The sequence below is a fragment of the Methylobacterium sp. 142-1Y genome (genome assembly GCF_057747795.1).
Window position 1 is genome coordinate 1 of the sequence record NZ_JBYLEN010000003.1, and the last position, 24946, is coordinate 24946.

At 63.2% G+C, this 24946-nt stretch carries 34 protein-coding genes; 21 read left to right on the forward strand and 13 right to left on the reverse strand.

The window, feature by feature from the left end:
- Nucleotides 1–1304 precede the first annotated feature (1304 nt).
- Entirely contained in the window at nucleotides 1305–1730 is a 426-nt protein-coding gene (locus tag AC3AOF_RS33345) for a Ros/MucR family transcriptional regulator (protein ID WP_488349480.1), read from the reverse strand.
- 1523 nt (nucleotides 1731–3253) lie between these two features.
- Here AC3AOF_RS33345 and AC3AOF_RS33350 point away from each other — a divergent pair.
- Nucleotides 3254–4732 carry a methyl-accepting chemotaxis protein gene (locus AC3AOF_RS33350; RefSeq protein WP_488349481.1) on the forward strand — a complete coding sequence of 493 codons (1479 nt, stop codon included), beginning with the start codon at nucleotides 3254–3256 and terminating at the stop codon, nucleotides 4730–4732.
- A 418-nt stretch (nucleotides 4733–5150) separates the two neighbouring features.
- Here the strand turns inward: AC3AOF_RS33350 and tnpC (AC3AOF_RS33355) are convergent, their stop codons facing one another.
- A complete protein-coding gene (tnpC, locus tag AC3AOF_RS33355) occupies nucleotides 5151–6434 on the reverse strand; it encodes an IS66 family transposase (RefSeq protein ID WP_236993540.1) in 1284 nt (427 codons plus the stop codon).
- A gap of 226 nt (nucleotides 6435–6660) precedes the next feature.
- Nucleotides 6661–7407 (reverse strand): response regulator transcription factor, encoded by a 747-nt coding sequence (locus AC3AOF_RS33360; protein WP_488349482.1) that lies wholly within the window; start codon nucleotides 7405–7407, stop codon nucleotides 6661–6663.
- Between the two features lie 304 nt (nucleotides 7408–7711).
- On the opposite strand from AC3AOF_RS33360, the gene AC3AOF_RS33365 reads away from it, so the two are divergent.
- The 6 genes from AC3AOF_RS33365 to AC3AOF_RS33390 all read left to right on the forward strand — a co-directional run bounded on the left by AC3AOF_RS33365 (nucleotide 7712) and on the right by AC3AOF_RS33390 (nucleotide 10755).
- Complete coding sequence (locus AC3AOF_RS33365; protein WP_488349483.1) at nucleotides 7712–8170, forward strand: hypothetical protein; 459 nt, start codon at nucleotides 7712–7714, stop codon at nucleotides 8168–8170.
- 25 nt (nucleotides 8171–8195) lie between these two features.
- Nucleotides 8196–8378, forward strand: a complete 183-nt coding sequence (locus AC3AOF_RS33370) for a helix-turn-helix domain-containing protein (protein WP_488349484.1) — start codon at nucleotides 8196–8198, stop codon at nucleotides 8376–8378.
- A 144-nt stretch (nucleotides 8379–8522) separates the two neighbouring features.
- Nucleotides 8523–9383, forward strand: coding sequence for a transglutaminase family protein (locus AC3AOF_RS33375; RefSeq protein ID WP_488349485.1), 861 nt, complete (start codon nucleotides 8523–8525; stop codon nucleotides 9381–9383).
- A 433-nt stretch (nucleotides 9384–9816) separates the two neighbouring features.
- Complete coding sequence (locus tag AC3AOF_RS33380; RefSeq protein WP_488349486.1) at nucleotides 9817–10011, forward strand: hypothetical protein; 195 nt, start codon at nucleotides 9817–9819, stop codon at nucleotides 10009–10011.
- 199 nt (nucleotides 10012–10210) lie between these two features.
- Nucleotides 10211–10462 (forward strand): hypothetical protein, encoded by a 252-nt coding sequence (locus tag AC3AOF_RS33385; protein ID WP_488349487.1) that lies wholly within the window; start codon nucleotides 10211–10213, stop codon nucleotides 10460–10462.
- A 68-nt stretch (nucleotides 10463–10530) separates the two neighbouring features.
- Nucleotides 10531–10755: a hypothetical protein gene (locus AC3AOF_RS33390; protein ID WP_488349488.1), complete on the forward strand. Its 225-nt coding sequence runs from the start codon at nucleotides 10531–10533 to the stop codon at nucleotides 10753–10755.
- 89 nt (nucleotides 10756–10844) lie between these two features.
- Here the strand turns inward: AC3AOF_RS33390 and AC3AOF_RS33395 are convergent, their stop codons facing one another.
- Genes AC3AOF_RS33395 through AC3AOF_RS33405 form a run of 3 tightly spaced genes read right to left on the reverse strand, consistent with a single transcriptional unit; the run spans nucleotide 10845 to nucleotide 12173 of the window.
- Nucleotides 10845–11111 (reverse strand): tyrosine-type recombinase/integrase, encoded by a 267-nt coding sequence (locus AC3AOF_RS33395; protein ID WP_488349489.1) that lies wholly within the window; start codon nucleotides 11109–11111, stop codon nucleotides 10845–10847.
- 56 nt (nucleotides 11112–11167) lie between these two features.
- Nucleotides 11168–11545 carry a hypothetical protein gene (locus AC3AOF_RS33400; protein WP_488349490.1) on the reverse strand — a complete coding sequence of 126 codons (378 nt, stop codon included), beginning with the start codon at nucleotides 11543–11545 and terminating at the stop codon, nucleotides 11168–11170.
- On the reverse strand, nucleotides 11538–12173 hold the full coding sequence (locus AC3AOF_RS33405) for a nucleotide-binding protein (RefSeq protein WP_488349491.1): 636 nt from the start codon (nucleotides 12171–12173) through the stop codon (nucleotides 11538–11540). The genes AC3AOF_RS33400 and AC3AOF_RS33405 overlap by 8 nt, the downstream gene beginning before the upstream one ends.
- 176 nt (nucleotides 12174–12349) lie before the next feature.
- Between AC3AOF_RS33405 and AC3AOF_RS33410 the strand changes: the two genes are divergently transcribed.
- Entirely contained in the window at nucleotides 12350–13354 is a 1005-nt protein-coding gene (locus AC3AOF_RS33410; RefSeq protein WP_488349492.1) for a site-specific integrase, read from the forward strand.
- Between the two features lie 30 nt (nucleotides 13355–13384).
- Here AC3AOF_RS33410 and AC3AOF_RS33415 read toward each other — a convergent pair whose 3' ends face one another.
- From AC3AOF_RS33415 to AC3AOF_RS33425, 3 genes are all read right to left on the reverse strand, one after another.
- Nucleotides 13385–13648: a pyocin activator PrtN family protein gene (locus tag AC3AOF_RS33415; protein ID WP_488349464.1), complete on the reverse strand. Its 264-nt coding sequence runs from the start codon at nucleotides 13646–13648 to the stop codon at nucleotides 13385–13387.
- A 264-nt stretch (nucleotides 13649–13912) separates the two neighbouring features.
- Nucleotides 13913–15274, reverse strand: coding sequence for a hypothetical protein (locus tag AC3AOF_RS33420; RefSeq protein ID WP_488349465.1), 1362 nt, complete (start codon nucleotides 15272–15274; stop codon nucleotides 13913–13915).
- Nucleotides 15275–15403: 129 nt separating this feature from the next.
- Nucleotides 15404–15673, reverse strand: coding sequence for a helix-turn-helix domain-containing protein (locus tag AC3AOF_RS33425; protein ID WP_488349466.1), 270 nt, complete (start codon nucleotides 15671–15673; stop codon nucleotides 15404–15406).
- A 75-nt stretch (nucleotides 15674–15748) separates the two neighbouring features.
- Here AC3AOF_RS33425 and AC3AOF_RS33430 point away from each other — a divergent pair, with 75 nt between their 5' ends.
- The 9 genes from AC3AOF_RS33430 (at nucleotide 15749) to tnpC (AC3AOF_RS33470) (ending at nucleotide 20400) form a co-directional block, all read left to right on the forward strand.
- On the forward strand, nucleotides 15749–16045 hold the full coding sequence (locus AC3AOF_RS33430; protein WP_488349467.1) for a hypothetical protein: 297 nt from the start codon (nucleotides 15749–15751) through the stop codon (nucleotides 16043–16045).
- Nucleotides 16046–16258: 213 nt separating this feature from the next.
- A complete protein-coding gene (locus AC3AOF_RS33435) occupies nucleotides 16259–16618 on the forward strand; it encodes a hypothetical protein (RefSeq protein WP_488349468.1) in 360 nt (119 codons plus the stop codon).
- The gene (locus AC3AOF_RS33440) at nucleotides 16618–17076 is read left to right on the forward strand and encodes a hypothetical protein (RefSeq protein WP_488349469.1); all 459 of its coding nucleotides are present in this window, start codon (nucleotides 16618–16620) and stop codon (nucleotides 17074–17076) included. The genes AC3AOF_RS33435 and AC3AOF_RS33440 overlap by 1 nt, the downstream gene beginning before the upstream one ends.
- A 3-nt stretch (nucleotides 17077–17079) precedes the next feature.
- A complete protein-coding gene (locus AC3AOF_RS33445; protein WP_488349470.1) occupies nucleotides 17080–17361 on the forward strand; it encodes a hypothetical protein in 282 nt (93 codons plus the stop codon).
- Entirely contained in the window at nucleotides 17358–17540 is a 183-nt protein-coding gene (locus tag AC3AOF_RS33450) for a hypothetical protein (RefSeq protein WP_488349471.1), read from the forward strand. The genes AC3AOF_RS33445 and AC3AOF_RS33450 overlap by 4 nt, the downstream gene beginning before the upstream one ends.
- Nucleotides 17540–17812 carry a hypothetical protein gene (locus AC3AOF_RS33455; RefSeq protein WP_488349472.1) on the forward strand — a complete coding sequence of 91 codons (273 nt, stop codon included), beginning with the start codon at nucleotides 17540–17542 and terminating at the stop codon, nucleotides 17810–17812. The genes AC3AOF_RS33450 and AC3AOF_RS33455 overlap by 1 nt, the downstream gene beginning before the upstream one ends.
- Nucleotides 17813–17949: 137 nt before the next feature.
- Nucleotides 17950–18138, forward strand: a complete 189-nt coding sequence (locus AC3AOF_RS33460; protein WP_083469137.1) for a type II toxin-antitoxin system HicA family toxin — start codon at nucleotides 17950–17952, stop codon at nucleotides 18136–18138.
- Nucleotides 18138–18581, forward strand: a complete 444-nt coding sequence (locus tag AC3AOF_RS33465) for a type II toxin-antitoxin system HicB family antitoxin (protein WP_488349473.1) — start codon at nucleotides 18138–18140, stop codon at nucleotides 18579–18581. Before AC3AOF_RS33460 ends, AC3AOF_RS33465 begins: the two co-directional genes overlap by 1 nt.
- A gap of 535 nt (nucleotides 18582–19116) precedes the next feature.
- Complete coding sequence (tnpC, locus tag AC3AOF_RS33470) at nucleotides 19117–20400, forward strand: IS66 family transposase (protein ID WP_236993540.1); 1284 nt, start codon at nucleotides 19117–19119, stop codon at nucleotides 20398–20400.
- Nucleotides 20401–20669: 269 nt separating this feature from the next.
- Here the strand turns inward: tnpC (AC3AOF_RS33470) and AC3AOF_RS33475 are convergent, their stop codons facing one another.
- Nucleotides 20670–21323, reverse strand: coding sequence for a hypothetical protein (locus AC3AOF_RS33475; RefSeq protein ID WP_488349474.1), 654 nt, complete (start codon nucleotides 21321–21323; stop codon nucleotides 20670–20672).
- Between the two features lie 45 nt (nucleotides 21324–21368).
- Between AC3AOF_RS33475 and AC3AOF_RS33480 the strand changes: the two genes are divergently transcribed.
- Together AC3AOF_RS33480 and AC3AOF_RS33485 are read left to right on the forward strand one after the other, a co-directional pair.
- Nucleotides 21369–21764 carry a helix-turn-helix domain-containing protein gene (locus AC3AOF_RS33480; protein WP_488349475.1) on the forward strand — a complete coding sequence of 132 codons (396 nt, stop codon included), beginning with the start codon at nucleotides 21369–21371 and terminating at the stop codon, nucleotides 21762–21764.
- Between the two features lie 78 nt (nucleotides 21765–21842).
- Complete coding sequence (locus AC3AOF_RS33485; RefSeq protein WP_488349476.1) at nucleotides 21843–22130, forward strand: helix-turn-helix domain-containing protein; 288 nt, start codon at nucleotides 21843–21845, stop codon at nucleotides 22128–22130.
- 211 nt (nucleotides 22131–22341) lie between these two features.
- Here the strand turns inward: AC3AOF_RS33485 and AC3AOF_RS33490 are convergent, their stop codons facing one another.
- Both AC3AOF_RS33490 and AC3AOF_RS33495 read right to left on the reverse strand, forming a co-directional pair.
- Nucleotides 22342–22548: a hypothetical protein gene (locus AC3AOF_RS33490; RefSeq protein WP_048436661.1), complete on the reverse strand. Its 207-nt coding sequence runs from the start codon at nucleotides 22546–22548 to the stop codon at nucleotides 22342–22344.
- 91 nt (nucleotides 22549–22639) lie between these two features.
- Nucleotides 22640–22888, reverse strand: coding sequence for a hypothetical protein (locus tag AC3AOF_RS33495; protein WP_488349477.1), 249 nt, complete (start codon nucleotides 22886–22888; stop codon nucleotides 22640–22642).
- 325 nt (nucleotides 22889–23213) lie between these two features.
- Between AC3AOF_RS33495 and AC3AOF_RS33500 the strand changes: the two genes are divergently transcribed.
- Together AC3AOF_RS33500 and AC3AOF_RS33505 are read left to right on the forward strand one after the other, a co-directional pair.
- Nucleotides 23214–23369 (forward strand): hypothetical protein, encoded by a 156-nt coding sequence (locus tag AC3AOF_RS33500; protein WP_488349478.1) that lies wholly within the window; start codon nucleotides 23214–23216, stop codon nucleotides 23367–23369.
- Between the two features lie 269 nt (nucleotides 23370–23638).
- Nucleotides 23639–23728, forward strand: a complete 90-nt coding sequence (locus AC3AOF_RS33505; protein WP_488349493.1) for a BA14K family protein — start codon at nucleotides 23639–23641, stop codon at nucleotides 23726–23728.
- A 264-nt stretch (nucleotides 23729–23992) separates the two neighbouring features.
- Here AC3AOF_RS33505 and AC3AOF_RS33510 read toward each other — a convergent pair whose 3' ends face one another.
- Nucleotides 23993–24631, reverse strand: a complete 639-nt coding sequence (locus AC3AOF_RS33510; RefSeq protein ID WP_488349479.1) for a hypothetical protein — start codon at nucleotides 24629–24631, stop codon at nucleotides 23993–23995.
- Nucleotides 24632–24946 lie beyond the last annotated feature (315 nt).

The following is a 24946-nucleotide window of genomic DNA, read 5'->3' on the forward strand; positions in this document are numbered from 1 at the left end:
TGGCCGCCTCCCCGGCCCTGCTGGATGCCCTGGCCGTGTTCGGCGCCCGAGGAGCCGCCCACCGCCACCGATGCTCCCGGTCCGCAATCTGTGCCTCCCGCACGGCGATGCCGCCAGCGGCGAAGTGATGTCCCGCGGCGACAAGCTCCCGAAGGTGGGCGATCTGCGCCCGGTCCGCCCGGTCGAAGTGCCGTTCTGCTCTCTCGGCGCGGCCGATCGGTAGCGGCCCCATCGCGGCCAGCACCTCCGCCGGTGTGTGCCACCGCGGCGGCCCGCCCTCATCGAGGCGAGCCAGGGCCGACAGGAGCGCCCGTTGCCTGATCCCCAGCCCGCGGCTCATGACGGCTCCTAAGTGTAGGATATCGCTTCGATCTTACATTGAGCGCCGTTCAGGGGACAGGGCTCCCCTCGACTTGTTAACGTGCCAGCTGGATCGTACCGCGGGCAGCCGGCGACGCTGGTGTCGAGGCGGGTATCCTGCCCTTCGGCGCTCTCAGGATGCCGTGACGGCGGTAAGGCGCCTTTGTCCTGAGAACGTCTGGGCCAGCCTCCACGAGGCGGCAGATTGGCTGTGCCTATGACGAACCACCCGAGCATCTATTTCCCATCGGAACCTCAGAAAACAGCGATGTTTTTCGGTGTGTCTTGCGATGGGAATAACGACAACCCATATAAAACAGATCGATTTTTGGCCGGATCACTGGGCTTCGTCGCTTCGCTTATGCTGAGCACACGCTCTGTCACTCTCTCCAGATCTATCGATTTCGGGAACCTACCGAGAAAATGGAGAGGTCATTATGGCAAATAGCTTTATTACCGGTGCTGCCAGCAGCCCTTCCAATGAAGAGTTTCAGAAGCGCGTGGCGCGGCTGTCAGAAATGCCAGCACAGCCATCTTCCACCAAGAAGAGTCAAAATAGATTTTCGAAATGGACCTCCTCACGACAGCAGCCCGAACAGTCATCGGATCACCATAAAACCTCAGATGATGCCGACTGATGAAATTTCTTCAGCCTGATACGCTTTTCAAACAGATCAGTAGCTTCATTGAGCAGCGAGGCGGCCGTTACGCTATGCAGTGAAGTGGCTGCACCTGTGAGGTGTGGGCAGCACTAAGCGACGGTCCGACGTCTGAGGGGGGCTGACAGCCGGACCGCCGCCGCATCCTCAGAAACAAAAGGCCGCCCTTGCGAGCGGCCGAAGTCTAAGGAGGAAACGCCCATGGAGGGCGCTTCTGATTTAGATCACGAAAGAGGCACGTGCCGTGCGAAGTCGCACACGGTGTTGGATCATCGATGGTTGATACTACCTCGCTTTTCTAGCGGTTCCCTTCCGTCCCTGCCCCAGCCCATTGTTCTTGGCGAGTTCGGAACGCTGGGCTGCATAGTTGGCCGCCACCATTGGATAGTCGCGCGGTAGGCCCCATTTCGCCCGGTATTCGTCGGGCGTGAGGCCCCGTCCAGATAGGTGTCGCTTCAGCGCCTTGTACGGCTTCCCATCCTCAAGGCTGATGATGTGCTCCGCCGTCACCGTTTTGCGGATTGGGATTGGTGGCGTCAGTCTCTCGGGTTCGACAGGAGATGGGGTGTCGAGGCTCCGCAATGCAGCATGCACCGATGCGATCAGCTCGGGCAACGCCGAGGATTGGACGACATTATGTGCCACATAGGTCGTTATGATGTCTCGGGTGCGCCCGATTGAATTGAGCACAGAGGCTTCGATCTCACTCATGTATCCCTCCAAATCGAGCGATGCCGATTGCATGCAAGGATTTTAGCCCACGTCAACTGCGTAGATCATATAATTACGGTTAGGAGAAATGTTAATTGGTGCGGTCTATCATCAGAAATAGGCAAAGTTTGCAGGCTTCATAACATCGTGAGAGGCATGCTCGCCTCGATTATGTTGCCGTTTTGCGGCTGCGCACATTTACTCACCAGATACAATTTCCCTTGCACCGAGGAGCCGAAAAAGGCTCTGCCCGACCTGCGACCCTGCCTTCCGGCAGAGCTTGGGACGTTTCCATGGCCCTACCGGTCATAAGCCAAGGCCTCGCCGTAGCCGCTCTATCGCAGCCTCAAGGGGCGAACCCCTCCGCTCCTCACCCATAATCACCCCCTTTTCCGGGGAAGCTTGCTTTTGGGCGAGTTGAGGTGCTGGCATAGCCCTGGGAGCGGCGACGTTGGGTGCTGGCGCCCGCTGCGGCTCGGGGCGCGGGATTGGGCGCCTTGCTGGCGCAGGGGCTCCGCGAGCCGCCTGAGCGCGGGCATTCGCGGTCGTGAATGCCACGGCGTACTCCTCGGCGAACCGGAACAGCAGCGGGCGCCTGTGCAGGCCCTCGGCCGTCCGCTGGTATCGCTTGCCTGGGTCGGGCTCGTACCGGGCGACGAAGCCAATTTCCTCGAGCACGGCGAGCGCCCCACGGACCCGGGCCTCGGACAGGCCAAGGTCCTCCCGGCCGGCGATCGCCCTCCTATCGACCGGGAAGCTGTAGAGCAGCCGCCTGGGGGCGCTCCAGAACCGCCCGAGCCACGTCGCCAGGGCGAGGCAGGCAGCCGCGTTCTTCCGGCCGCGCAGGGCCGTCTCAAGCCTGTCCGCGACAGAGCGCGGCAAGCGGTAGGCACACGTCATCGTTCGGCCCTCTCGGGCCGCGGTTCAGCATTCGGCGCCGCCGGTCGGGCGGTCCGTCACAGGCAAGCCGAGCCCGTCTCCGAAAGCGACGCTTTCAGATTGACTCGCACAGCGATTTCGGGGGATGATCCGAGCTGTTGGAACTGGATCGGCCCCCTTGGGGCTCTAGACCCTGGTGGCCCTGGCAGGCCTCCGGGGTCTTGCTTTTTCAGGTGGCTGCTGTCGCGGCGGTGATCCTCAAGCGCGACTCACCGGATGCGAGCCGCCCAAGGTCGCATTCGGCATGAACGGCAACGGTTCGTCAAACTTTGGCGGGTTGGCAGCCTCAGAGGTGGCGGGATAGATGGCCCGATGGCCGTTCACCCGCTTGTCGGTGAACCAAGCGGAGCAGCGGTAGGCCGAGACCGCAAGCCCGTCGCACCGCAGCTTCTCCCCGAGGTGCGTAGCGTGCGCTTTCACCGGCGAACCATGCTCGACCAGGAGTATGACAAACCCGTTCGGGACGATGGTGGCTTCAGTCTGTTGGCCTAGCCCAAATATTTGATGCCATATAAAATTATTTTTAACTTGTAGCACTCAGCTTTTATTCAACAAATTTGGCACAACTGAGTTGGACACATCAAATGATAATTCTAAATAGCGATCTCAAAGATAAGTTGAATGCGCTCGATGCATCACAAGCATTGATCGAATTCGATCTCCACGGCAAGGTGGTCACGGCCAACGCCAACTTCCTAGCGGCCTTCGGCTACCAGCTGGAGGAGATCCGGGGCCAACATCACTCCATGTTCGTCGATCCTGCTGAGCGCGAGAGCGATGCCTATCGGCAGTTCTGGGAGGCACTTCGCCGCGGTGAGTTCCAGCGGGCCGAGTATAAGCGCATCGGCAAGGGCGGCCGCGAAATCTGGATACAGGCTAGTTACAATACGCTATTCGGTCGTAACGGCAAGCCTTACGGCGTGTTCAATTGCGCCACAGATATTACAGCCAAGATAATGCACAGCGCTGGTAACGCCGCCAAACTTGATGCCATCGATCGGTCGCAAGGTACCATCGAGTTTGAGCTCGACGGTACCATCGTTACGGCTAACGCCAACTTCCTCTCAGTCGTGGGTTATGGTCTCGACGAAATCCGCGGCAAGCACCACTCGATGTTCGTTGACCTGGCCGAACGCAACGGTCTGGCCTACCGCAACTTCTGGGACGGGCTTCGTCGGGGCGAGTTCCAGCAGGCCGAATACAGGCGCATAGGTAAGGGCGGGCGGGAAGTCTGGATCCAGGCTACCTACAACCCAGTCCGTGACGCCTCCGGGCAATTGGTGAAGGTCGTGAAATTCGCCACCGACGTCACGCCTGCTGTAACCGAGCGCCTGCGCCGGGCCGAACTCCACCGCGGCGTTGACCGTGACCTTGACGGCATCGCCGCGTCGATCTCGCACGCGTCACGGCAAGCGGTGGGTGTGGCGAGCGCTGCCGAGCAGGCGTCGGGCAATACGCAGGGCGTCGCCGCCGGCGCCGAGGAACTAGCCTCGTCGGTCGGCGAGATCGGCCGGCAGGTCAGCTTGGCGCTGCAGGTCACCATGCGAGCCGTCGAGCAGGCCAATGCGACCTCGACCGTGGTCGCCGGACTGGCCTCGGCAGCACAGCGCATCGGCGACGTGGTCGCTTTGATCTCGGGCATCGCGTCACAGACCAACCTCTTGGCGCTCAACGCCACCATCGAGGCGGCGCGGGCCGGCGAGGCCGGGAAGGGGTTCGCAGTCGTTGCCGCCGAGGTCAAGCAGCTCGCTGCGCAGACCGCCCGGGCGACCGAGAGCATCAGCGGTCAGATTGCCGAGACGCAGACGGCGGCCAACCAAGCGGCAACCGCCATTTCGGGGATCGGCGAGACCATCGGCGAAGTCAATGAGATTTCCTCGGCCATTTCAACGGCAGTAGAGCAGCAAGCTGCGGTCGCACATGAGATGTCCGCCAACATGCATGCCATGACGCAGGCGGTCTCCGAGATTAGCCGCAGCATCGGCCTGATCGCCATCTCTACTCAAGAGGTCGATGCCTCGACACGCTTGGTTCGCGAAGCCTCTCGCAGTATGGCGGCCTGATGGCGGGCCGGGTCTCCATCTGGAGGGAACGCCCCGGCCCGCCGCTACCCTGCATTCCTGGCAAGCACCTGGCTCACTTGCGCTGCGGACCATGATCCGCCGCGAGCCGTGGGTACACCGCGCGTCGAGGGCTGCGAGTTGCACGAGCACGCCCGCCAGCGCAACTCGGGCTGTGCAGTCTTCAGGCGTCGTCCGCATACGGCGGGACGTCAACAAGAGTGCCAATCAAGCGGAGCAAAGCCTGTTGCTCTGGTTTCCCGCTTCCATCGCTCAGGAAAGCTCCTAGCTCGATATGGCGCAGACGGCTACCTGACGGACCGTTGGGCTGATGGATAACGAAAGTTCGTAATTACCCAGGGGGTATTTTTCGGCACGCGCGTTTTCCGCCCCCCCCTCTTTCACTTGGAGGGGGGGTTGCTCAGGCGGTGATGGTCGCGAGCAGGGTGGTGAAGGGCGTGGCCTTGGTCCGGAGGGCGGCGGTGGCGACGACGGTGCGCACGTCTGCCTCGCCTTTGGCCGCCCACATCGCCCGATAGCCGTTTGTCACCTTGCGCTGGACCACGGCCGGCCGGAGGTCGCGCTCGCAGGCGTTGTTGGTCACGTCGACCTTCCCCGGGAAGGCCACGAAGGTCAGGAGCTGGTCGCGCGCCCGCTGCATCCGGGTCTGGAGCGCTCGGGTGAGGTCGCAGGTGGCGGGCACCTTCAGGAGGGCGTCGAGATCCCCCTCCAACTCGCGCCGTTTGCGCGCCAGGGTCGAGGCGGCCAACGCGGTCAGCCGGCGGGCGAGCCCGAAGGCGTTGTCGAGCCACCACTTGAACCGCAGGGCGAGCAGGTCGTCGCTGGCTTCGGCTGCATAGGCCACGTCGCGGGCGAGGTGCGCCAGGCAGGTCTGCTGGCGCTCGCCGTGTCCCTGCTGGGCCGAGTACCGGTCCGAGAGCCACACCAAAGGCCGGTGCCCGGCCATCACCTCGCCGACGACAGCAGCAGACCGGCTCGGGGCGGCGTGATGCACCACCGCCTCCTCGCAGCGGAACACCCAGTGCCAGCTGTTGGTGCCCTCGATCCGCACCCCGGTCTCGTCCGAGGCCACCACCGGCGCCTGCCGCAGACGCGCCAGCGCCGCGTCCCGGCCCCCGGCAAAGCAGCCTTGGGCGCGCCGCAGCACGTTCATCAGCCCGCCCTGGCTGAGCTTCAGCCCGAACAGGTCCGACAACGCCGCCTGCAACCGTTCGTAGGACAGCGCCTGGAAGGTCTTCAGGTAGGTCGCCACCGCGTGCAGCCGCGACCCGAAGGGTGTCGCGTCGGCTCCCGCCGGGCGTCGGGCGGCGACCCGGGTCCGGCAGGCCGGGCAGGTCACGCACAGGCGCCGGTGCTGCTCCACCACCGGGCGAACCAGCGGCAGGTCGATCCGCTCGTGCACGCTGACGACCTCGGCCGGAAGGTCGGCCGGCAGTGGTTCGCCGCACGACGAGCAGGCGCAGGGCCGATGCTCCACCACCTGATCCGGATCCGGGGTCAGCGCCCGCTTGTGGCCCTCATGCCCGGGCTTGGCCCCGCCGGGACGGGACTTCTCCCGCCTCTCCTTGCGATCCGTGGCCGGCGGCTTGGACGAGGTGCGCGAGGTCTTCTCCGGCCGGTGCAGCTTCAGCACCAGCTCGATCAGTTCCTCCTTGCTCAGGCGCTCCAAATCGCTGCGGCTCATCCCGACAGGGAATCAGCCAAACCATCAGACGGCAAGGGGGGGCGACATGACACCTAAGCCGCGACCGAGCCGCCCGTCACGGCACCCCCCTGGGTAATTACGAAAGTTCTACCATCCACTGGTTCTCGCCCTAGGTACCAACAATCCCCGTTGGGGCTTCTATATAACTCTCGTCGGTTAGACATAATGCATGTCCCCTAAATTGCGATCATTTATTTAGATTGAATTATTTAAATTTGTTGTAATCAACATCATAATTTTTCTTCATTTCAACAACAGCCTCTGTTCTATTTGTTACACCAAGTCTCCGCATGATATTGCGCACGTGTACCTTGACGGTGCTTTCCTTCATTGCGAGTTCGAAGGCAATAATCTTATTAGATTTACCTTTTTGTAGCTGCCCCAAAACGTCTGCCTGGCGTGGAGTAAAATGGCGCGGCGGATCAGGATCAGTGGCGGAGCTATAGGACTTGAGCAGGGAGTTTGCCGGAATGAAGATGCCGCCAGCACGCACTAGTCGTATTGCTTCAATTGCCACCTGGAGGCTGACATTGGTCGGGATATAACCACGTGCTCCATCATCCAAACACCCCATCACATCACGAACATCATCACCTTCGCACATAAGAACCACATTAATACCATGGCCTACTCGCGAAAATAACTCGTCGCGCGCTGCTTTTCTCTGCAAATTTTGCTGTATATCATAGTATAAAATTATTACATCTCCTTCTATAAGCTTGATACTAGATTTAAATAAGTCATCAGTTAGCGAAAATGATATTATTTTATCATTTGGAAAGGCTTTGGATAAGCATATATAAAGACAATCTCGGACTACATTCCGATGATCGATCAAAATCAAAGACGGTTGCCCCAAAGCGTGTTTTGACTGATCGATTTCCTCAACTATTTCTTCTCTCTTTCCGTTAAATTTTGATATCTTTCTGTCCAATTCATCCATTTTTTTCATGAATATATTCCCTGTATTGATGTGTCATATATTGTCATGCTATACGAACCATCGGATAAAATATTAACAATTTGTAATTATTTTCTAAAATATATACGACCAAAATAGACTCATATAATATCATATGAAATTGTATTTATATTTTTTGTTAGAACCCAAAGATTTTGCGGTCAGTTTCGTAGCGAGCGCTCAGGAAAAACCGACCCACCCCAGCGAGGCAAGATTGGTATTCAACGAAGAACAAGCTTATCCGTGTAGATTGGTAGGCATCATCGAATGCCACCCTTTGATCCATGGAGCAGGGATGCCGATCCGGCCGGAGCACCGCTTCTTCTACCCCATCGATTGGCCCCAGCTCTCCGACGCGATCCGTTTCCGCCGGGCGCGGGGACGATGCGAGGAATGCGCCCGCCCGCACCTGCAGCGGGTCTTCCATCTCGGCGACGGGCGGTGGTGGGATGCCGAGATCTTGGGCTGGCGCGACGGCCGGGGACGCCGACTCCGGCAGCGGCTGCGTGACGAGGATTTGCTCGCCCGAGTCCGCGTCACGAAGGTGGTGCTGGCAACAGGTCATCGCGACCACGATACAGCCAACAACGAGGACGCTAACCTCGCGGCGTTCTGCCAGCGCTGCCACATGCTGCACGACCGTAATGAGCATCAGCGGCGCCGCTGGCGCACCGTGTTCCGGCGCAAGGCCATGGGCGACCTGTTCCAGGGGCCGTACCCGGCGGCACCCAGGCCGGCCAGACGCCAGGATTAGGACGGCAGGTGAGGAGATCCGAGCCATGGCGAACCCCGCCCCGCGGCCCCTGACCCCAGAGCAGCTCGCCGAGCGCTGGTCCTGCTCGGCCAACCACGTCCGCAACCTGATCAAGCGGCAGGAGCTGCGGGCTTTCCGAGTCGGATCGCGGCTGCTCAGGATACCGCTCGACGCGGTAATGGATTTCGAGGATCGTCGACAACCCTGACGAGAAGGCCATCGGTGACATGCTCGACGAGCACTTGCCAATCATCCGAGGTGTGATTGCACGCCAGTACTCGGACAGTCTTTGATCGCGCGAAGGACCGCTCGGCTTGGGGAGCGTTACGATATGGTTCATAAGGAGCATCCCTTGGTCGATCTACGCATCAGCCACCGGACGACTTACCGCTACAGACAGCCCGTCGGGCTCGGACCGCATCGGCTGATGTTGCGCCCACGGGAGGCCCGGGACCTGAGGCTCCGTTCGAGCGACATCACAGTGACGCCGAATGCGACTGTGACATGGGCCAGCGATGTTGCCGGGAACGCGGTTGCGACCGCCACCTTTGAAACCCAGTCCGACACGCTCGTCATCGACAGCGCAGCTCAGGTCGAGCTTTCCTCGGCTACCTATCCGGTCTTCGACATCGCCGCCTCGGCCATCTCGTTTCCCTTCCGGTACTCAGACGACGAGTGGACGGACCTGGGAGCACTGACGGTTCGGCAGTACCCCGATGGGGATCGCCTGCAAAACTGGGCGCAGGGGTTCGTTGCGGGCTACCCCACCGACACTCTGTCGCTCCTCAAGGACATCAATGCTGGTGTGGGTGCCGGGATCACCTACCAGGCCCGGGAGGATGAGGGCACACAGTCGCCGAGCCAAACCTTGTCATCGGGCCTAGGATCCTGCCGGGATCTGGCTACGCTCTTTGTTGAGGCGGTCCGGAGCCTTGGCTTCGGCGCAAGGGCTGTCTCGGGCTATCTGCATGACCCCACGCGTACACTGCTCGGGTCGGCCGATGGCGGGTCCACTCATGCTTGGGGCGAAGTGTACCTACCCGGCGCAGGGTGGATCACCTTTGACCCAACCAACCGCAGCGTGGGAGGAGCGAACCTGATCCCGGTCGCTGTAGCGCGCGACATTCGCCAGATCATGCCGGTGACGGGCAGCTTCATCGGGCCTGCCAATGCCCTCCTAGAAATGTCGGTCGGCGTCGAAGTTTACGGCTAACGTGCCTCGTACGCATGATGGCGAGCGACTTGCTGGACGCCGCCGGACGCTGGGTTCGCTGTCATCGAAGCAGCGTGCGCTGACGAGGCCTGGGACATTCTGGAGAGCCGTAGCGACATCGAGATGCCAGGATAGATGAACGGCTTTGCGCTTGCCGCTCGGGTTCTGAGCGTTGGCTGCACATCCGCCTAGTGATCACCTCGGGGCGGTGTCGCCCGGCGTCGCGCGATGCGATGTGCCGATCACAGCACGTTCGTGCCCAAGTCCTATTTGGTGGAGCAGGTACTCATCGTGCAGCATTTCTGCCCTATAAAATTTAGTGCAATCAGGCCGTTTATGCGTGAAATTTTTGCAAATAAGGAACCTTCTCACAGGGTGATCATTGGCTTTTAAGTCGGTGCATTTGAAAATGCAGATTTGAGAGGGCAAGAACATGACTCACGTTGAAAATTCGACAAACCAGACAGTTGCGGTGATGTCCGGAGCGGTGAAATACGACGCTGTTAGAAGATTTGCGGCGATCGAACGTAATAAAAATTTAATTGTCGAAAAGATAGTTCATATGGGCGATCCGAAGAACCGAAGAGCAGCTGCCGATCAATGGTTTAAATCACGGAACTCAAATTGATATACGCAGGCCAATAGCGAATTTGTGGTCATTTATTAACTAAAACACTTAACATGTGGGGAACTTTAGAAAGAACGAAATATGCCAGCATGATCTCGATATCCATTCATGGTGTGATGTGCTATAAATACACACTATGATATGGAGGACGACCGATCTTCAAATAAATAATGATAATAAAATAACGGAGTTCACAGCCATGAAAGCGTCCAAAAATTTTGGCAGAAGCCTAGCTCTACCCTCAAAAATTGAGATCAAACATGATCTCATGATGATGCGGTTGACTGACAAACTGCGGTCTGAGTTGCGGCTCAATGGACTGACATCGCAAGAATTTTCTCTTGCCGTTAAGGAGCTTGTGACTGCTGGTGAAATTTCCGCCGATGCGGCAAATAAAATCATCCGTAATATCAAATCTCGTGACATGAGGACTCCCAACTTGGAGGCATAGTTGATTTTTGAATTCTATTTTTATTGATAACTTGGCTATGAACTATGCGTACAACTCGTGAGATCGTCATGTTCGATCATCCCTTCCGGCTGAGCGCAATTGATGGTGCACAGCCAGCCGGCTCTTATGTAGTTGATGTGGTCGAGAAGCTGCTTATGGGTTCATCTTTCATAACATATATGAACATTGAAACCATCATTTATATTCCGAACCTTGTCCGTGAAGAGATATTTTTGAAAGCTTTCTCAGTTGATTATGAAGAAATAATTACAGAACGTCGCGGTTCTGTGTAGGGAGTTTTTAAAACTCCTTTGTTCTGATGCGAGCTACGCCAAAAGATTGCCTCCCGCCATTCTGTGTAGCATCGTCCTTTCTTGCGCTGTCATAGAAAACCGCTCCCTGAGTGAGACTTAAACGCGTTCGCGCGGCGAATATATGAAACCACTGTGCGCGTATCTCTGTGGCCAGACTGGTCCATAATGCGGGCGAGATCCGCACCGCGCTCGGCAGCGGTCGTGATGTAGCCGGCTCGCAGGGAGTGAGCCCCGAAGGTCGAGGCATCGAGCCTGGCAGCGGTGGCGTACCGCTTCACGATGTTGGCGACGGCCTGAGTGGTGAGGCGAGCGGTGTTGGTATCCCGCTTTGTCATTCTAACCCTGCCTGACCGTGACACCGGCCGGAACACAGACCCTTCGGTGATCTCCCCTACTCTCCCCGGTTCAGCGCATCGAAGTCGCGCCCGTGCGCCCGGAGCGCGAGCCGCAGGCCCTCCAGGTAGATGTCATGAGGCTTGCAGCCCTGCGCGGCGGCAATCTCCCGGATCGCCTTGAACACCTTCGGGTGGGCGTAAACCGAGGCGTGAGGCTTCTCGACCCGAACCCGGCGCTTGAACCCGTCCGGGACATCGGCCTCAGAGGAGAGGCGCGCCACAGGGGCGGGCGCCACGTGCTCAGGTGCAGCGTTGTCACGCCGTCCGTTACCAGTTTCCACGTTACCACGTGGCAACGTCGTCACGTTGCTGGCACCCTGGGCCGCGATGGCTGCGAGCTGGTCGTTGATTGAGGGGCGCGGGGCCTTAGCCATTGGCAGATCCTTCCAGTTGCGACTTCGCCCACTGCCAGAGCAGGCGGATTTCCACGGCGGCCTTGCCGCGCGGCGCGAACTCCGTGACGCCCTGGCCCGTCGTCATGGCGTCGAGGAAGTCGGATCGGCTCGCGACCATTGAGGGGGCGAGCGCGCCCGCCTTCACCAGCGCCGTCGCAGCGTCCAGGGTGCGGGCCTGGGTTGTGGCGTTGCACTGGTTGAGCACGAACCCGAACCGCCGTCCGAGCATCCGAAGCTGCTCCACGGTCGGCCGCGCCGCCTCCACGTCGAGAATGCTGGGCTTGACCGGCAGGAGGCACAGGCTCGCCTCCTGAAGCACGAGCGTGACGCCGGCACCGAACAGGCCGGGCGTGTCGACGATCGCGAGCGTGGTGCTCCCATCCGAACGGAGGCGCCCCAGCGCGGTCTTGAACCCGCTCGGCTCGACCGCCTGCACTGCCAGGTCGCCGGCCTTCCGGCGCTGCCCCCAGCTGGTCAACGACCGCTGTTGATCCGTGTCGAGGATGGCGACGCGCTCGCCGTCCTGAAGCGCCGCGACGGCGAGCGATGCGGCGAGCGTGGTCTTTCCAGACCCGCCTTTCTGGGTGGTGAGGGCGAGGACGTGCATGAGCTTGGCCTATCACAGACCGACCGTGAGTCGCCAGTAGCAACGTTCCAACTTACCACGTGGTAACGTGACGACGTGGCCCGTTGTCAGTGGACAGTTCTAGCGCTCTCAGGCTAAGGTCCGATAACACGACATTACCGGATGTCAGCGCCGAGGCGCCGGGAGCTGCACCAGCCATGAGCACCGAAGTCGCCCTCCCGATCCCGACCGCGCTCCAGCCCTTCGCCGAGCAGGCCCGCGATTATGCCAAGCTCGCCCGCGCCTCGAACACGCGCCGGGCCTACGCCAGCGACATGCGGGCCTTTGAAGAGTGGTGCGCCGCGCGAGGCCTACCCGCCTTGCCGGCGGCGCCCGCAGCCGTGCTCTCCTACCTCATCGACCACGTGACCACGTTGAAAGTTTCCACGTTACAACGTCGTCTAGCTGCGATCCGTGAGGCGCACGCCGCGATCGGCCACCGGCTCGACACCTCGTCCCCTGCCTTCCGGGATGCCTGGACCGGCATTCGCCGCGCACACGCCACGCCGGCCGCCAAGAAGCGCCCCCTGATGACGCCTGACCTGCGCAAGGTGCTGGCCCTGCTCCCCGACACCCTGACGGGCCTGCGCGACCGTGCGCTGATCCTGGTGGGCTTCGGCGCCGCGCTGCGCCGCTCCGAGCTTGCCGGGATCGAACTGGCGGCCTGCGCCGGCAACTGGCTTGAGGAGCGACCTGACGGCCTCGTGGTCCACATCGGGCGATCGAAGACCGACCAGGGCGCCGAGGGCGTGGAGATCGGCATTCCATACGGCTCGAACCCGGACACGTGCCCCGTCAGGAATTTCCGGGCATGGGTGCAGGCGTCGGGGCTCACGGAGGGTCCGGCCTTCCGCCCCATCAACCGGCACGGCCAGATTGGCGCCGCGGCCATCACGGATCACGCCGTGGCTCGCATCCTTCAACGTGCCGTGGTCGCCCATGCTCTCGCCGAGGGGCGCACGCCCGAGGAGGCCGCCCGCATCGCCGCGACCTATGCCGGGCACTCGCTCCGGTCTGGGCTCGCCACGTCGGCCGCGGTGAATGATGCGCCAGGGCACGCGATCCAGCGCCAGCTCCGGCACAAGCGCTTCGACACAACGTCCGGCTACATCCGCAGCGGGCAGCTGTTCAAACAGAACCCGGCCGGAATGGCGGGGCTGTAGGGGCAGGGCGCCGCCCGCCTTCCAGTCCGGCTACCGGCCGCTGAGCTGCCGACACTCCTTGCGGGCGGCCTCGGCCCTCTCGTCGATCCACTTCGCCAGATCGACCAGGTGCACGCCCTTGGCGCACCGCTCGCTGGCCTCCATCCGGACGAGGGGCAGGGCGATGGCCCCAGCCGATATCTTCTGCACGAGCTTCTGCGGCGTCAGGTGCCAGAAATAGTCCCTGCACACGGCGTCGATCGGGATCACGGCTGCACCGCCGTACTGCGCCATCAGGAGGAAGGCGGTGTTCATGGACGGTCCCCCGGGGCCGTCTCACCGCGGGCCCGCTGGCGGAAGTCCGGCCGGTAGAGCCGGCATCCGCCATCCAAGGTCTCAGGGATCTGGCCGGACACGGGCTCGCCGCAGGCTGCGTCTCCGGCGTCGTCGAATGACATGGCCGGCAACCTCTCCCGCGGGAGGTAGAGGTCCGCCCGGTTCGGCTTCTTCATGATGCCCCTCCCTGACGACGTCCACCTCCGAACGAAGTGAGGAGGTGGTGTGCTCCTACGGGGATAATCATCCCCCCTTGATACCACCTTGACCCACCCTTGATGCACCTTGGATACCCCGTTGATCCTCCTTTGATGTTGCATCCCCTTGATCGGACGCGGGTTTCTGGCCCACCTCCCGGTAGCGATCGACCCAGATAGACCACCCCTCGGCGCCGGACAGCCATTCAGCGGTCGCCGCGGTTCGAGCCCGGTGGCGCAGCCGCAGCAGACCGACCATCTGGACGTTCTCGATGTGCCGGAGGACGGGTAGCAGCCACAGCCTCCGATCGGCTGCCCATTCGCGCTGGCCGGATGTCAAAAGCCGCTCGCCCGCCAAGTAGGCCTCCTGAGCGATCTCATTTTCCCCCGGCTCGCCGGCGAGCATTCCATAGGGGTGTATGACTTCGCCCTCATCGGTGTCGGCATCGATGATGTGCGCGACGGACTGGACAAGCTCTAGCTGTTCGAGCTTCGACAGGGCGGCCCAGAATGCCGGCCAGCCGGGATCTTGCTGGTAGGTGCTGCCGTCGTCGCGGGTAAAGGTCTTCATGGTGTTCGTCAGAAACGGCGCGATGAACGTTGACGAGCCAAAGCCAGTCCGGCCGCCCCTCACGAACCCCCACACATTGTACGGGCCGCTCTGGCCGACCAAGTGCCTATCGTACTCCCGCCGGACTTGCCGCCAGTGCACGCCGCCGTTCATGGCGAGGCTCTGCGAGAAGTAGAGATCTACGAACAGCCGAAGCGCAACCACGTCCTGCGTCTGGCGCACCTGCTCAACCGGCGCGACAGCGCCCGCAACGCCGTCCACGAGGCTGTTCGGGAGCCAGATCCATTCGGGCTTTGGCGCCTCCTCCACCTTCTCGGGCGCGACCTCGAAGGCGAACGCCTTGTTCGGGGCGTACCGGACCTTGCCCTTGCGCAGCAGCTCGCGTGCGATGTCGTTCGGCCGGCCCTTCGGCCACCCGTTCTTCGCCGTGCTCGTGTACGGGACATCGACGGGGCCGCCAGCCGCCGCAATCATGTCGAGGACGGCCTGCTCCCCATCCGTCAGCGTCACGGCCGGCTTCGGCGGGTTCTCGAACTCGTGGGCGGTAGGCAGGTGGTAGAGCGGCTTCGTGCCGGCGCGCTTCTGCTGCAGTAGGCCGGACTGCACGAGATCCTGGATGGCCTTCTTGGCCCTCGGCCGGGCGATCCCGGTGTAGCGCTCGACGGCATCGGTCGACCACGCGGTGTCCCGGGTGCCGAAGTGCGCCCCGCGCGCCAGGATGAGGTAGGCCACTGCCTCGTTCATGCTCGCGCGGGCGCAGACCTTGGCCCACATGGGGCGCTCAACCGCAAAGAAGTCCCCGCCGTCCGTGCCCTTGATCGTCTCGATGTCGGTCATTGATCTCCACCGGGCAGCCCGAAAAAGGGGCCTTTTACAGCTCGCATATATGAGCGCGTTCCCCAGGTACGCCCCTATTTCCGATTAAAAAATGGGGTTCCCTTTTATGGAGCGCTGGAATGCGGTCGCTCAGTGTTCGGCCCGTGTCCCATCAGCCCGGTTGCGGAAGCGGATGCCTGCGCCGCCGCCGTTCTCAGGGATGAACTCAAGACCAGCTGCCTCAAGGGCGCGGCGAACATCGACTAGAGTGCGATCGTAAGGCGTGCGCTTACCTGCCTCAAAGTCGGCTAGTGTTGCGTTAGACACTCCGCTTGCCTTCGCCAACTGCTCGCGTGTCCACCCTAGGATGGCCCTCGCGCCGCGGCTCTGCCATGGCGAGATCGGTTTTTCGTCTGACATTCGATATTTCGTCTTGACCTGCGTCTAAGGTCAGATATCTTATCTCACATCAGACGCGCAGCCAAGGGCGAGCCGATGTCCGCCACCCGCAAAATCGACTGGATGACCGCGATGCACGAGCTGCGCGGCAGCCGCACGCAGCGCCCCGCCGGCCTCCTCGCCGCCCGCGGCCTGATCGCCGCTACCTCCGCCAAGCGCCGCCCTCTCGTGGTCGCTGGCGAATACGACCGCGCCGCCATCATGGCTGCCGCCTGCGCCGCTGCTCGGGTCCACCAGGGCCGCTTCGGCTGCTCCTGGCAGGAAGCGCTGTCCGTCACCCTCAAGGCCACCTGGGCGCTCGCCAAGGCCGCCCGCGCCGCCAAGGCGCACTGATCCGCCCGGGGCGGAACCCCGGACCACACATCCACCACCCGACGACTTCCAATCAGGAGCCCCGCTCATGGTCTCGATGACGCTCGCCCTTCTGACCGTCATGCCGTCCCGCCGCGCCATCGTGGCCGGCGCCGCGGCCCTCCTCGCCGCTCCGGTGGCGAAGGCTGTTCCGGCCCCACCGCCCCCACCGCCGTCCTCGCCCTCCCGGCGCCTGTGGCGGTTGCTGACCCGATCCTGTCGGCCATCCGGGCTCACCGCCGCGCCTGGGCGGCGTTCCAGATCGCTCGCGACGACGAGGCGCCCGAGGCCGAGGAAGCCGAGTACGAGGCCGCGCAGGCCCTTCTCGGTACCGCCTGTAGCACGCGCCCCGGCGCGCACGCCCTGATCGCCCACCTTCGCTGGTACGTGGCCAAGGAGGCCGACAACCTGCTGACGGCCGGGCTCGGCGGCTGCCATCTCGGCGCGCAGCTCAACGCCCGCCTCGCCGAACTCGTGCTGTTCGTCCCCGAGGCCTCCCCGCCAGCCGTGATCGCTCTGCCGGCTCCGCGTGGGCCGAACCCCACGTCGCCCTGATGCCCGCCCTACGGCAGGCCTGGGACTGGGATCGCGCCTGCCGGCCCATCCTCGAACACGCGCACGACTACAGCCCGGAGGGAATGGCCTGTCGCGCTGTCACGGTCCACTGCTGGGATACGGCCAGCCGCATCGTTGACCTGCCCGCCCCGAAGACGCTCGCCGGGCTCGGAGTGCTGGCACTCGCCATGAGCGTCTGGGCTGAAGGGGCGATCGGGATGGCCGAGAACGACGGCCATGATCACGAGCGCTATCCGGACGAAAAGCGCTTCGCTGCCGCGGTTCGAGCCATGATGTCGGTCAGCGGCGTCGATCCGCTGCACGGGTGGACCGGCTTTGAGTACTCGGCCGATAGCCAGGCGCAGTGGGCCGCGATGCTCGTGCAGCAGGGCGAAGGCTCGCTCCCCGCCTGGGCACTCGCCGGCAAGTCCGGCCCCGACGACGCCTTGGAGGCCTGATCCGTGGCGAACGTCATCACCTTCCGGCCTCGCCCTAAGACTGCCACTCCGTGCGATGCGCAGGCCGCCTTCCGCGAACAGATCGAGGTGGCTGCGCAAGCCGCCCTCGACACCGCCGACAAACTCATTGCCATCCTCAACGAGATGGATGGTGACCCCGACCTCGAGGACGGCGCCGACAATGAGCCGTCCCTTGGCGCTCCTGAGGGACACGTCTCGCAAGTCGTCTGGCTGCGCGGATCCGACCTCGACCTTGAGACCACCACCCCGGAGAACCGCGCGTGAAGATCGCTACCACCGCCCGCCTGTCCCTCGCTCTCGGCCAGCCCCGCGGCGTTGCCTTCGGGCTGATGCGCCTCCGGGCCATTCAGCGCCAGGTGCTCGCACGGGCTGGTCACGAGGCCGGAAAGGGCAACGTCGTCACCGCCGCCGCCCTGATACTGCTGTGGCTGGCGGGCTGCTGATGCCGACCGCGATCCCCTCCGCCGAGCCCCGGCTTTCCCCGCGCCAAGTCGCCCGGTTCCTCTGGCTCTGCATCCGGGTCCGCTACCTGCACCGGCGGATGGAGCGCGCCAGCGAGCGCGTGAGCCGCGTCGGGTTTGATCGGGCTGGCGGGCGCCTCCTCTACTTCGCCGATCGCTGGCTCGCTTGCCACGCCGAAGCCGCCAAGCTGCTGCAGTGTGCCGAGCCGCCGGAGGTTGCTGAGGTGCGCAAGCTGTTCGAGCACCGCCCCTGATCCTGGGCCTGATACCCCAAACTCCTCCCCGACGCCGTTCCAGGCCGCGTGGAGGAGTTCAGCGTGTCGGCACTCGGCTCTAGGATGACTCCACACTTATGTTGACTTCCACATTAGTGTGGAGGACACTAGTTTGCATGAATGCTCAGGAACTCAAGCGGTGGCTCGCGCAAGCCGGATGCAGCTTCGAAAGCCACAAGGGCGGTAGCGGCCACCTGACCGTGCGCCGCGGTGATCGAACGTCGCAGCTGCCGATGCACGGTAGCGGCAAAGAGCTTGGCACCGGCTTGGTCAACAAGATCAAGAAAGACCTGGGGTTGAAGTGATGGTGATTTTTCCGATTTGCCTGACGCCAGACGACAACGATACGTTCCTCGTCACGTCACCGGCTTTTCCGGAGGTCACGACCTTCGGAGAGACCCGAGAGGATGCCATTCATCAGGCCGGGGAGGCAATCGAGGAGGCTATCGGCGCACGGATCAGCGCGAACGGTCATCTGCCTATTCCGCTAGATCCCCGAGATCCGCTGCCCGATTGCGTGGATGCTACGGTGAAGCTCACACCCCTGACTTCACTCAAGGCGCTGCTGTACCTGCGTATGAGAAACGCCGACATCACGCGCGCCGAACTCGCGCGCCGACTTAGCTGGAACCGTGAGAGCGTGGACCGGCTATTTCGGCTCGACCACCGATCGCGACTGGAGCAACTGGACGCGGCATTCCACGCCCTAGGCGCTGAGATGGTCGTTGACGTGCATGATGCAGCCTGAGCGCCGGCCCAGCCGGATTGAGGAAGCGCTAATCGCCCTGTTCTATATCTAGCGGCCGGGCCGTGTTGCGTATCGCCCCCGCCGTGTGGACACGGCACCGCCCCGTCAGGCCACCCGGCCGGCGGGGCTCGCTGTTTCAGCCCATGAAGGCACCGGAGAGGACCAGGACGGCAAGCCCAAGAGCGAAAGCTGCAGGGAAGGCCCGAGAACTCAGCGGTTTGCCGCGACCCGCCCATAAGGCGCTTGATAAGCAGAATAAGAACGCGAAGGTAATCGCTTGAGCAACCATCGCAACCCGAAACACATCGACGTATTCGGTTGATGCTTTCCCCGTCAGCCAGTATCCTAATGCTCCGTATATCGCTGGGACTATAAATATAGATATCGTCAAATACCAAGGAGCCTTGCCGTGAGCGCGGTCATGTTGATGCGCCGTAATTACCCAGGGGGGTGCCGTGACGGGCGGCTCGGTCGCGGCTTAGGTGTCATGTCGCCCCCCCTTGCCGTCTGATGGTTTGGCTGATTCCCTGTCGGGATGAGCCGCAGCGATTTGGAGCGCCTGAGCAAGGAGGAACTGATCGAGCTGGTGCTGAAGCTGCACCGGCCGGAGAAGACCTCGCGCACCTCGTCCAAGCCGCCGGCCACGGATCGCAAGGAGAGGCGGGAGAAGTCCCGTCCCGGCGGGGCCAAGCCCGGGCATGAGGGCCACAAGCGGGCGCTGACCCCGGATCCGGATCAGGTGGTGGAGCATCGGCCCTGCGCCTGCTCGTCGTGCGGCGAACCACTGCCGGCCGACCTTCCGGCCGAGGTCGTCAGCGTGCACGAGCGGATCGACCTGCCGCTGGTTCGCCCGGTGGTGGAGCAGCACCGGCGCCTGTGCGTGACCTGCCCGGCCTGCCGGACCCGGGTCGCCGCCCGACGCCCGGCGGGAGCCGACGCGACACCCTTCGGGTCGCGGCTGCACGCGGTGGCGACCTACCTGAAGACCTTCCAGGCGCTGTCCTACGAACGGTTGCAGGCGGCGTTGTCGGACCTGTTCGGGCTGAAGCTCAGCCAGGGCGGGCTGATGAACGTGCTGCGGCGCGCCCAAGGCTGCTTTGCCGGGGGCCGGGACGCGGCGCTGGCGCGTCTGCGGCAGGCGCCGGTGGTGGCCTCGGACGAGACCGGGGTGCGGATCGAGGGCACCAACAGCTGGCACTGGGTGTTCCGCTGCGAGGAGGCGGTGGTGCATCACGCCGCCCCGAGCCGGTCTGCTGCTGTCGTCGGCGAGGTGATGGCCGGGCACCGGCCTTTGGTGTGGCTCTCGGACCGGTACTCGGCCCAGCAGGGACACGGCGAGCGCCAGCAGACCTGCCTGGCGCACCTCGCCCGCGACGTGGCCTATGCAGCCGAAGCCAGCGACGACCTGCTCGCCCTGCGGTTCAAGTGGTGGCTCGACAACGCCTTCGGGCTCGCCCGCCGGCTGACCGCGTTGGCCGCCTCGACCCTGGCGCGCAAACGGCGCGAGTTGGAGGGGGATCTCGACGCCCTCCTGAAGGTGCCCGCCACCTGCGACCTCACCCGAGCGCTCCAGACCCGGATGCAGCGGGCGCGCGACCAGCTCCTGACCTTCGTGGCCTTCCCGGGGAAGGTCGACGTGACCAACAACGCCTGCGAGCGCGACCTCCGGCCGGCCGTGGTCCAGCGCAAGGTGACAAACGGCTATCGGGCGATGTGGGCGGCCAAAGGCGAGGCAGACGTGCGCACCGTCGTCGCCACCGCCGCCCTCCGGACCAAGGCCACGCCCTTCACCACCCTGCTCGCGACCATCACCGCCTGAGCAACCCCCCCTCCAAGTGAAAGAGGGGGGGGCGGAAAACGCGCGTGCCGAAAAATACCCCCTGGGTAATTACGATGCGCCCGCCACATCCACGCGAACAACCCGACGCTGACAATCGAGGCCGCAGCAATCGGCATCACCATTCCGATAGCAGTCGTCGCGGCCATTCGGAGATCGTCTCTCACGGGGGTGTCGGCCGGGCAACTCGGCGCTGCCCGGCCTACCCGCTAAGGTGGCGCCACCTTGGCCTTGGCGCCAGCCCCAGAGCCCTATTCAACGAGGCCGTATTCGGCTGCCAGACCCGACCCCGGGCCGATCTGGCGGAGATCCAGCACAGGCGCCGGCTGCGGCACCCGCGGTGCCCCGCCTTGGAACGAGGCCCGGGCCTTGGCCGCCCCGACACCGCCGACCAAGGCCCTCTGCCCGACCTTCGCGCCGTAGGTTGCGAGGCCGGCGCCCGGACCAGCTACCTTGAACGCTACGGCTCCCGCGATCAGGTCGACCGCCTTCGCCACCGCGCCGGCCGCCTTCTCGGATCCCGACCGCATCGCCCCGTCCGGCCGGATCGTCGATTGCAGCGCCACCGCCAGCCGACGGAAGTGTCCAAGCTCATCCTGGTTGAACAACTCCCGGGCCACGCCCGACCCAGGACCCTCCGTGAACGACCGGAGGCGATCCACGATCTTGCCGGCCGGCGCCCCGGGATCGATCAGCCGTTGCACAGCAGCCTGGCGCAGCATGGCCCATTCGGGGCTGTTCTCGCCGAGGAAGCCCTTGGCCGCCTTCGCCTCGTTGACGGCGCCGACCCTCGCCCCGGGGACGCCCGAGCCGAACAGGCTGGCCGCGATGGCGTTCGGATCGAACCCGGATCGTTCGAGGTTCGAGACCCAGGCCGGCACATCGGCCCGCGCCCTCTCGGCCATAGTAATCGTGCCCCGGACACGCGGCAACAGGCCGTTGACGCCGCTGTGGCCCGCGTCGTCGAGAATATCGCCACCAGCCTGCGGGCCATGGTCCCCGAGCACGCGATCCGCCGGCTGATCGAACTCGAGGTTCGTGCTGTGGTGCAGGCCCTGCCGCCGGTCGTGGTTGAGCGCGTCGCGCAGCCTGAACCGCCGAAGCCGCAACCGACGGCAAAGCTCCAATCGGAACCTAAGCCGGCGCTGGCGCCCGAGCGTCTGACCTATCGCGTCGACGAGGTCGCCGAGATCATGGGCGTCAGCCCGACGATGGTGTGGAAATGGCTCAGGGAGGGGCAGCTGTCGGCTCGCAAGGTCAACCGCGTTCGCCTCATCCGTCGCGTCGATCTGGAGGCCTTTATCGACGCCATGCCGGCATCGCGGGGAGGCCCGAAGGACGAATGAGGGCGCGGTTTCCGACCCCGTGACCTCCGGCCGCCGTCCCGTCTACCATGGCCGTGAGCGCGATCGGCGGAGGCGGTGATGGAGAAGCTTCTTACCCCTGATGAGGTCACCAAGATCCTTGGCATCGACAAGAAGACCCTGGCCAGACACATCGCATTCATCATCATCGGGAACGGGACGGTTCGCCAGTGGCGGCGGTTCACCGAGCAAGACGTTCAGGCCTTCATCGACAAGCGGCGGATGATCAACGCTCCTCCTCAAGCGAAGACACGCCGAACCTCACGAGGCCGAGGCTCGGTCCTGGGCCATGAGATGTACGACTTCATGGCCCGCCAAGCCGAACGGCGGTTGAAGCCCCCGAAATAAGCCCCGCAAGCCATTTGCACCTACTCTGACGCGGACGGCATGCGCCAGAAATCCGCAGCGGAGGCGCTACAGGCGTTTTCCGACACTTTCCGGCGTAGGGTTCCCTGCCTGAACCACGAAACGCCGTCCTTGAGGCTATGAGGGCAATTCGCGCCAAGCTGGGCGACCAAGGCGAGACCGAGTGCCTGGAGTGCGCCGGTCGGCTCCGCGCTCAGCGACGGCCGCCATCGGCTCCCGGCTTCATGGCCCGCTCGACAGCCTCCATGGCGCTCTCAAAGGCCTTGGCCTCGCTGCGGTGGGGTCGGTCGGACCGTTCGATCAACTTGCCGCTCCGGCGGATCGCCCACTGGAAGTGCCCCTCCGGCTTGGGCAATGGTGAGACTTCGATGGAGTAGGGGTGCGGGACTTCGTTGGCCATGGGCGCGCTATGCCAGGCCCCACGTGGGCACGCCATAGCCAAAGCGTTGCGGACCCATTCTCATGAAGTGGTGATCAGCTTGCGGGCGATCTCAGCTGGCTGGGTTCCAGCCCTGGCGGCCACCCCGTGCAATCGCAACTAGGACGACCTGCCGGTACGCGTGCCACTGGTCCAGCACCTCGTGCATCAGAGAGAGCAATCTCTCGGCTTCCATGGTGTCCCACCCTTTAGCTTTGTTCTCCGTAATACGTTCAATCAGCCTGCCAACACGCCGGTTTGCATCCTCGATATGCCGATCAGCGTGTGCAAGCTCGGCTTTTTCGTTCTGAAAATCGGTCATGTGGCGGCCCTCTGCTACGAGGCAACGCATGAGAATGGATCCAGAGCCGGCAGGCGCCGGCATATGCTCCTCTCAGCTAAGCAGTTTGGCGCTACTTATTCCTGGCAAGCGGGATTGTCGCGGGCATGGACCGAAAGCACCCGGGGGAAGTTCACTGAGTCTGAGAGGCTTCTCTCACCACGGACAAATCCCATGAAACATGCTCTCCTCACTGCAGTGACCGTGGCCGCTGCGTTTACTTTCCTCCCGGCGACAGCCGACGCTCGTCCTGGCGGAGGCGGGTTCCGGGGTGGCGGTTTCGGCGGCGGTGGCGCCGGGTTTGGCGGTGCGCGCATCGGAGGTGCGGGTGGCGGCTTCCGCGGTGGTTCGGGGCTCGCGGCGGGGGGATACCGCGGCGGCGGAGGGCTGGGCGGCTTCCGCGGCGCTGCTGGCAGCTCGGGGCTTGCTGTCGGTGGTCAACGTGGTGGCGGTGCCGTCGTAGCTGGTGGCGTCCGTCCTGCCGTTGGCGGCTTTAGCGGGCGCGGGTACGCCGGCAATCGAAGCGGCTATTACCGCGGACGGGGCTTTGGGTACGGAGCTGCCGGATTAGGCGTGGGTCTCGGGCTTGGCTTGGCCGCTGGGGGGCTCGGCTACGGGTACGGCGGCTACGATGCCGGGTACTACGGTGGTGGCTATGCTCCGGCTGGATACGGCGGGTTCGACGAAGGCTATGCACCTGCTGCGACCGAGGTCACATCCGATCCCGATCAGGTGAACTACTGCATCCAACGCTTCCGGTCCTATGACAGGGCCAGCGGCACCTATCTCGGCAACGATGGGCAGAGGCATTCCTGCCCGTAGTCGCACCGATTGAGAAATGCCCGAAGCCCAGCGGCCGAGAACGGCTTGCTGGGCTTCCTTGTGAGGTCTGCAGACGCAAAGGATTAGCCGCGCTCAGCCCAGTTGCCATGCGGCACCTCGCTAAATCATCAAGTAAATTCGAGAGCGCCTACCCGTAGCGTTTGTTAGCTGCTTCCCACCTGGCCCGATGTTGCCATTTGTGGCCATGGATCATTGCACGCCGCGCGTGCGAGGACCCTTTGATTTCCTTTGCCGTCGGCGGCCTCAGGCGCTCTTGCGCAGGCTCGCCCGGAGGCTTTCGAGGGCCGCGAGCGAGTGTGCCAGCATCGGCCCTTCTGCCGCCCTGATCGCCGCCACATGCCGGTCATAGGTGCGCCAACGCATCCACTTCGGCTTATGCGGGAGCGGTGTCGTGATGTTGTCGCCCCCGCCAATCTTCTTCCGCAACTTGCGCACCCGTTCGATGGAGGTGTCGTGTGGGCTCATCCTCTGGCTCACGTACCCGAGCCGGTAAGCCTGCCGGGAGCCGAACTTCTGGGCGCCGTAGGGCAGGAATAGGCCGGCGCAGTGCCGCCCCGATACGGGGCATATCAGCCACCACCGCAGGCCGCCGAAGGGCTGATCCGTCGCCGTTAGCCTGATCGCGTAGGGCTCCGGCGCCTCCACCTCGCCCCACCGGTTCTGTCGCTGATGCCGTACCGCGACGACCCCTGAATAGTTCTCAGGATCGAGCCAAACGGCAAACCGGAGGCTCCCCGAGGGGTAGCCGTTGCGCGTGTAGGTCAGTTCGCCGCTCCACTCCCAGCGCTCGTCCCTGTGTTCGAGCAGCGTCCGCATTGGCAGAGACAGAGAACTCTCGACCGTAGGCCTGCCGCCTGATCGCCCGCTGCCGAGACCGCCCATTTTGAAATCCCCGCCGTATTCCGAAATTCCGTGGCTAACCCGCTAAAATGTATTCATTTCCTGTCATTCGCCGATACCCGCTGAGCCGGATTGTTTCTGAACGCTGCCGTCTATCCGCCTCTATTTCAGACGGGGGGCCACGGCCATGCCGCCTTGAAAATCCTTGATTAAAAATCAAACTGGATCGCTGTCCGAAACCCGATCCGTTGGCTATTTTCCCCTACTTTAGCAAACGCACTCGCGATCCCGGCCCGCAATGCGCCTCCCGCTCCACGAGCCCGCGCTTAGCCAGGAGGGCTATAACCCTGGACGGAT

What these genes read in the sequence shown, in the direction of transcription:
- AC3AOF_RS33425 (WP_488349466.1), bottom strand. Translation starts at nt 15,673, where the DNA reads ATGTCAGACGAAAAACCGATCTCGCCATGGCAGAGCCGCGGCGCGAGG.
- AC3AOF_RS33420 (WP_488349465.1), bottom strand. Translation starts at nt 15,274, where the DNA reads ATGACCGACATCGAGACGATCAAGGGCACGGACGGCGGGGACTTCTTT.
- AC3AOF_RS33410 (WP_488349492.1), top strand. Translation starts at nt 12,350, where the DNA reads ATGAGCACCGAAGTCGCCCTCCCGATCCCGACCGCGCTCCAGCCCTTC.
- AC3AOF_RS33405 (WP_488349491.1), bottom strand. Translation starts at nt 12,173, where the DNA reads ATGCACGTCCTCGCCCTCACCACCCAGAAAGGCGGGTCTGGAAAGACC.
- tnpC (WP_236993540.1), bottom strand. Translation starts at nt 6,434, where the DNA reads ATGAGCCGCAGCGATTTGGAGCGCCTGAGCAAGGAGGAACTGATCGAG.
- AC3AOF_RS33350 (WP_488349481.1), top strand. Translation starts at nt 3,254, where the DNA reads ATGATAATTCTAAATAGCGATCTCAAAGATAAGTTGAATGCGCTCGAT.
- AC3AOF_RS33510 (WP_488349479.1), bottom strand. Translation starts at nt 24,631, where the DNA reads ATGGGCGGTCTCGGCAGCGGGCGATCAGGCGGCAGGCCTACGGTCGAG.
- AC3AOF_RS33345 (WP_488349480.1), bottom strand. Translation starts at nt 1,730, where the DNA reads ATGAGTGAGATCGAAGCCTCTGTGCTCAATTCAATCGGGCGCACCCGA.
- AC3AOF_RS33490 (WP_048436661.1), bottom strand. Translation starts at nt 22,548, where the DNA reads ATGGCCAACGAAGTCCCGCACCCCTACTCCATCGAAGTCTCACCATTG.
- AC3AOF_RS33440 (WP_488349469.1), top strand. Translation starts at nt 16,618, where the DNA reads ATGCCCGCCCTACGGCAGGCCTGGGACTGGGATCGCGCCTGCCGGCCC.
- AC3AOF_RS33380 (WP_488349486.1), top strand. Translation starts at nt 9,817, where the DNA reads ATGACTCACGTTGAAAATTCGACAAACCAGACAGTTGCGGTGATGTCC.
- AC3AOF_RS33495 (WP_488349477.1), bottom strand. Translation starts at nt 22,888, where the DNA reads ATGACCGATTTTCAGAACGAAAAAGCCGAGCTTGCACACGCTGATCGG.
- AC3AOF_RS33390 (WP_488349488.1), top strand. Translation starts at nt 10,531, where the DNA reads ATGTTCGATCATCCCTTCCGGCTGAGCGCAATTGATGGTGCACAGCCA.
- AC3AOF_RS33475 (WP_488349474.1), bottom strand. Translation starts at nt 21,323, where the DNA reads ATGGCCGAGAGGGCGCGGGCCGATGTGCCGGCCTGGGTCTCGAACCTC.
- AC3AOF_RS33385 (WP_488349487.1), top strand. Translation starts at nt 10,211, where the DNA reads ATGAAAGCGTCCAAAAATTTTGGCAGAAGCCTAGCTCTACCCTCAAAA.
- AC3AOF_RS33430 (WP_488349467.1), top strand. Translation starts at nt 15,749, where the DNA reads ATGTCCGCCACCCGCAAAATCGACTGGATGACCGCGATGCACGAGCTG.
- AC3AOF_RS33365 (WP_488349483.1), top strand. Translation starts at nt 7,712, where the DNA reads ATGCCGATCCGGCCGGAGCACCGCTTCTTCTACCCCATCGATTGGCCC.
- AC3AOF_RS33360 (WP_488349482.1), bottom strand. Translation starts at nt 7,407, where the DNA reads ATGAAAAAAATGGATGAATTGGACAGAAAGATATCAAAATTTAACGGA.
- AC3AOF_RS33460 (WP_083469137.1), top strand. Translation starts at nt 17,950, where the DNA reads ATGAATGCTCAGGAACTCAAGCGGTGGCTCGCGCAAGCCGGATGCAGC.
- AC3AOF_RS33455 (WP_488349472.1), top strand. Translation starts at nt 17,540, where the DNA reads ATGCCGACCGCGATCCCCTCCGCCGAGCCCCGGCTTTCCCCGCGCCAA.
- AC3AOF_RS33400 (WP_488349490.1), bottom strand. Translation starts at nt 11,545, where the DNA reads ATGGCTAAGGCCCCGCGCCCCTCAATCAACGACCAGCTCGCAGCCATC.
- AC3AOF_RS33395 (WP_488349489.1), bottom strand. Translation starts at nt 11,111, where the DNA reads ATGACAAAGCGGGATACCAACACCGCTCGCCTCACCACTCAGGCCGTC.
- AC3AOF_RS33465 (WP_488349473.1), top strand. Translation starts at nt 18,138, where the DNA reads ATGGTGATTTTTCCGATTTGCCTGACGCCAGACGACAACGATACGTTC.
- AC3AOF_RS33370 (WP_488349484.1), top strand. Translation starts at nt 8,196, where the DNA reads ATGGCGAACCCCGCCCCGCGGCCCCTGACCCCAGAGCAGCTCGCCGAG.
- AC3AOF_RS33485 (WP_488349476.1), top strand. Translation starts at nt 21,843, where the DNA reads ATGGAGAAGCTTCTTACCCCTGATGAGGTCACCAAGATCCTTGGCATC.
- tnpC (WP_236993540.1), top strand. Translation starts at nt 19,117, where the DNA reads ATGAGCCGCAGCGATTTGGAGCGCCTGAGCAAGGAGGAACTGATCGAG.
- AC3AOF_RS33415 (WP_488349464.1), bottom strand. Translation starts at nt 13,648, where the DNA reads ATGAACACCGCCTTCCTCCTGATGGCGCAGTACGGCGGTGCAGCCGTG.